Origin of the sequence: Streptomyces sp. NPDC057654, assembly GCF_042800135.1 — a bacterium.
Lineage (GTDB): Bacteria > Actinomycetota > Actinomycetes > Streptomycetales > Streptomycetaceae > Streptomyces.
Genome location: NZ_JBHVHQ010001025.1, coordinates 1 through 2,791 on the forward strand (window position 1 = coordinate 1; position 2,791 = coordinate 2,791).

Below are 2,791 nucleotides of genomic sequence, written 5' to 3' on the forward strand. Positions count from 1 at the left end.
GTGGAAGGGGTTGACATAGCTGTAACAGCGGCGTCCGGCGCGTTCCGGCAGAGAAGTCATGGGAGCACGTTACCGACTGGTCGGTACGGGTGGGAACTGTCCAACCGCCTCCGCTCGGGGAGCGCGCTCCCCGAGCGCTACGGCGTATGCGTGATCCCGCCGTCGACCCGCAGATTTATCCCGTTCACGTAGTCCGCGACGGGACTGGCCAGATACGCCACAGCCGCCGCGACATCGTCGGGGCGCCCCAGCCGCCCCACCGGATTCGGCGCGTACCGCGACGTCACCTCCGGCTCCAGCCGCCCCCAGCCGTCGTCCTCGCCGCGGGTGCGCGCCCGCTCCTGGAACATCGACCGCAGCGACGGCGTCATGACCACGCCGGGGCTCACGCAGTTCGCGGTGACCCCCGTCCCGGCGAGGTGCCGCGCCAGGCTCGTCGTCATGTTCACCACCGCGGCCTTCGCGGCGGAGTACTCGACCATGTTCGGCAGCGGCGTCGTCACCGCCCGGCTCCCGACGTTGATCACCCGCCCCCAGCCGCACTCGCGCATCGACGGCACCATCTCGCGCGTCATCCGCACCGCGGAGATCACATTGCCGTCGAACGCGGCCGTCCAGTCGGCGGGCTCCGCGCTGTCCCAGTCGTGCTCGGTGAACGGCCCGGCGTTGTTGACCAGGATCCGCGCCCCGAAGGAGCGCGCCGCGGCCCCGATGCTCTCGGCCGCGCCCTCCTCGGCGAGATCCCCGAGCACCACCTCGGCCCGTACGCCCCGCCGCGCGACCTCCTCGGCGGCCTTGGCCGCGGCCGCCGCGTCCCGCCCGTGCACCAGGACGTCGCAGCCCTCGGCCGCCAGCCGCACCGCGATCGCCGTCCCGATGCCGCCGCTGCTGCCGGTCACCAGCGCGGCACAACCCGTCAGCTCCAAGTCCATGGCGCAAAGTTAGTCCCACCCGCCCCTCTGGCAACAGAGGACCGACGGGGGCCGAACAGGGGCCGGACGGAGGCCGGACACCGGAGGCAGATGGCAGAAAGGGTGGGGAACCCGTCATTGCGGCCATCGGACGGCCCGCGCAGCATGGGTGCCATGACGTTTCAGCACAAGGTGCTCATCGTCCTCTTCGACGGCGTGCAGAGCCTCGACGTGACCGGCCCCCTTGAGGTCTTCGCCGGCGCCTCGGCGCAGGCGGACCGGCCCGACGCGTACCGCATCCGCACCGCCTCCCTCGACGGCGCGCCCGTACGCACCTCCAGCGGCCTCACCCTCACCCCCGACACCGCGCTGGAGGGCCTCCGCACCCCCGACACCCTCCTCGTGCCGGGCGGCCAGGGCGCACGCACCCCGGACCCCCGCCTCGTGGACTGGCTGCGTCGCCGCGCCCCGGCGGCCGGCCGCCTCGTCTCCGTTTGCACGGGCGCCCTGCTGCTCGCCGAGGCCGGGCTGCTCGACGGCCGCCGGGTCACCACCCACTGGTCGGACTGCGCCGTCCTCGCCGAACGCTTCCCCGCCGTCGAGGTCGACCCCGAGCCCATCTTCGTGCGCGACGGCAAGGTCGCCACGTCCGCCGGCGTCACCTCGGGCATCGACCTCGCGCTGGCCCTGGTCGAGGAGGACCTCGGCCGGGACGCCGCGCTCGCCATCGCCCGCCACCTCGTCGTCTTCCTGCGCCGGCCCGGCAACCAGACGCAGTTCAGCGCCCAGCTCGCCGCCCAGACCGCGAGCCGCCGCCCGCTGCGGGACGTACAGCAGTGGATCACGGACCGCCCCGACGCGGACCTGTCCGTGGAGGCCCTCGCCCGGCGCGCGAACCTCTCGCCCCGCCACTTCGCCCGCGCCTTCCAGGCCGAGACCGGAGTGGCCCCCGGCCGCTACGTCGACCAAGTGCGCCTGGAGGCCGCGCGCCGCCTGCTGGAGGACACCGCCGACGGCGTCGAGCAGATCTCCCGCGCCTGCGGCTACGGCACACCCGAGGCCATGCGCCGCGCCTTCCTGCGGACGCTGGGCACGGCGCCCGCCGAGTACCGCCGCCGCTTCACCCCCACGCCCACCGCCTGAAACCATCCTCGACCTACTCGGCATAGGAGCCAGTACATGCAGACCGCCATCCTCCTGTACGAAGGCGTCACCGCCCTCGACGCCATCGGCCCGTACGAGACGCTCAGCCGCCTCCCGGGCGCACAGACCGTATTCGTCGCCGAACGGCCCGGCCTCATACGCAACGAGAAGGGCAGCCTCGGCCTGATGGCCGACGCGTCCCTCGACGATGTGACCGCGCCGGACGTCGTCGTCGTGCCGGGCGCTCCCGACACCAGCGGGCCCCGCGAGTCCGCGGCCGTCCAGGACTGGCTGCGGGCCGTCGACGCCACCAGCACCTGGACGACGTCCGTGTGCACCGGCTCCCTCGTCCTCGCCCGGACCGGCCTCCTCACGGGCCGCCGCGCCACCACGCACTGGGAGCAACTGGACCTGCTCGCCTCCTTCGGCGTCGAGGCCACGAGCGAACGCGTCGTCACCGACGGCAAGTACGTCACCGCCGCGGGCGTCTCCTCCGGCATCGACATGGGCCTCACCCTCGCCGGCCGCATCGCCGGCGACCGCATCGCCCAGGCGATCCAGCTCCTCATCGAATACGACCCGCAGCCCCCGTACGACGCGGGCTCCCCGCAGAAGGTCTCGCCCGAACTCGTGGCCGAACTGCGCGCCGCGGGCTGACGGTTCGCGGACGCGGCGGCGCCATTTGGTCGATGATGAACCGTCAGCCCTCCGCCGCGTCCAGTTCCTGACGCCACAGC

General features: G+C 73.3%; 3 protein-coding genes. 2 read left to right on the plus strand and 1 reads right to left on the minus strand.

Features of this window, described 5'->3' with window-relative positions; genetic code table 11:
- Nucleotides 1-137: 137 nt before the first annotated feature.
- On the minus strand, nucleotides 138-932 hold the full coding sequence (locus ACFU99_RS39875; RefSeq protein ID WP_384402513.1) for an SDR family NAD(P)-dependent oxidoreductase: 795 nt from the start codon (nucleotides 930-932) through the stop codon (nucleotides 138-140).
- 153 nt (nucleotides 933-1,085) lie between these two features.
- Here ACFU99_RS39875 and ACFU99_RS39880 point away from each other — a divergent pair, with 153 nt between their 5' ends.
- Entirely contained in the window at nucleotides 1,086-2,054 is a 969-nt protein-coding gene (locus tag ACFU99_RS39880) for a GlxA family transcriptional regulator (RefSeq protein WP_384402515.1), read from the plus strand.
- Between the two features lie 36 nt (nucleotides 2,055-2,090).
- On the plus strand, nucleotides 2,091-2,711 hold the full coding sequence (locus ACFU99_RS39885; protein WP_384402517.1) for a DJ-1/PfpI family protein: 621 nt from the start codon (nucleotides 2,091-2,093) through the stop codon (nucleotides 2,709-2,711).
- Nucleotides 2,712-2,791: the final 80 nt, after the last annotated feature.

Coding starts and splice junctions, on each gene's coding strand:
- ACFU99_RS39875 (WP_384402513.1), bottom strand. CDS start 932: ATGGACTTGGAGCTGACGGGTTGTGCCGCGCTGGTGACCGGCAGCAGC.
- ACFU99_RS39880 (WP_384402515.1), top strand. CDS start 1,086: ATGACGTTTCAGCACAAGGTGCTCATCGTCCTCTTCGACGGCGTGCAG.
- ACFU99_RS39885 (WP_384402517.1), top strand. CDS start 2,091: ATGCAGACCGCCATCCTCCTGTACGAAGGCGTCACCGCCCTCGACGCC.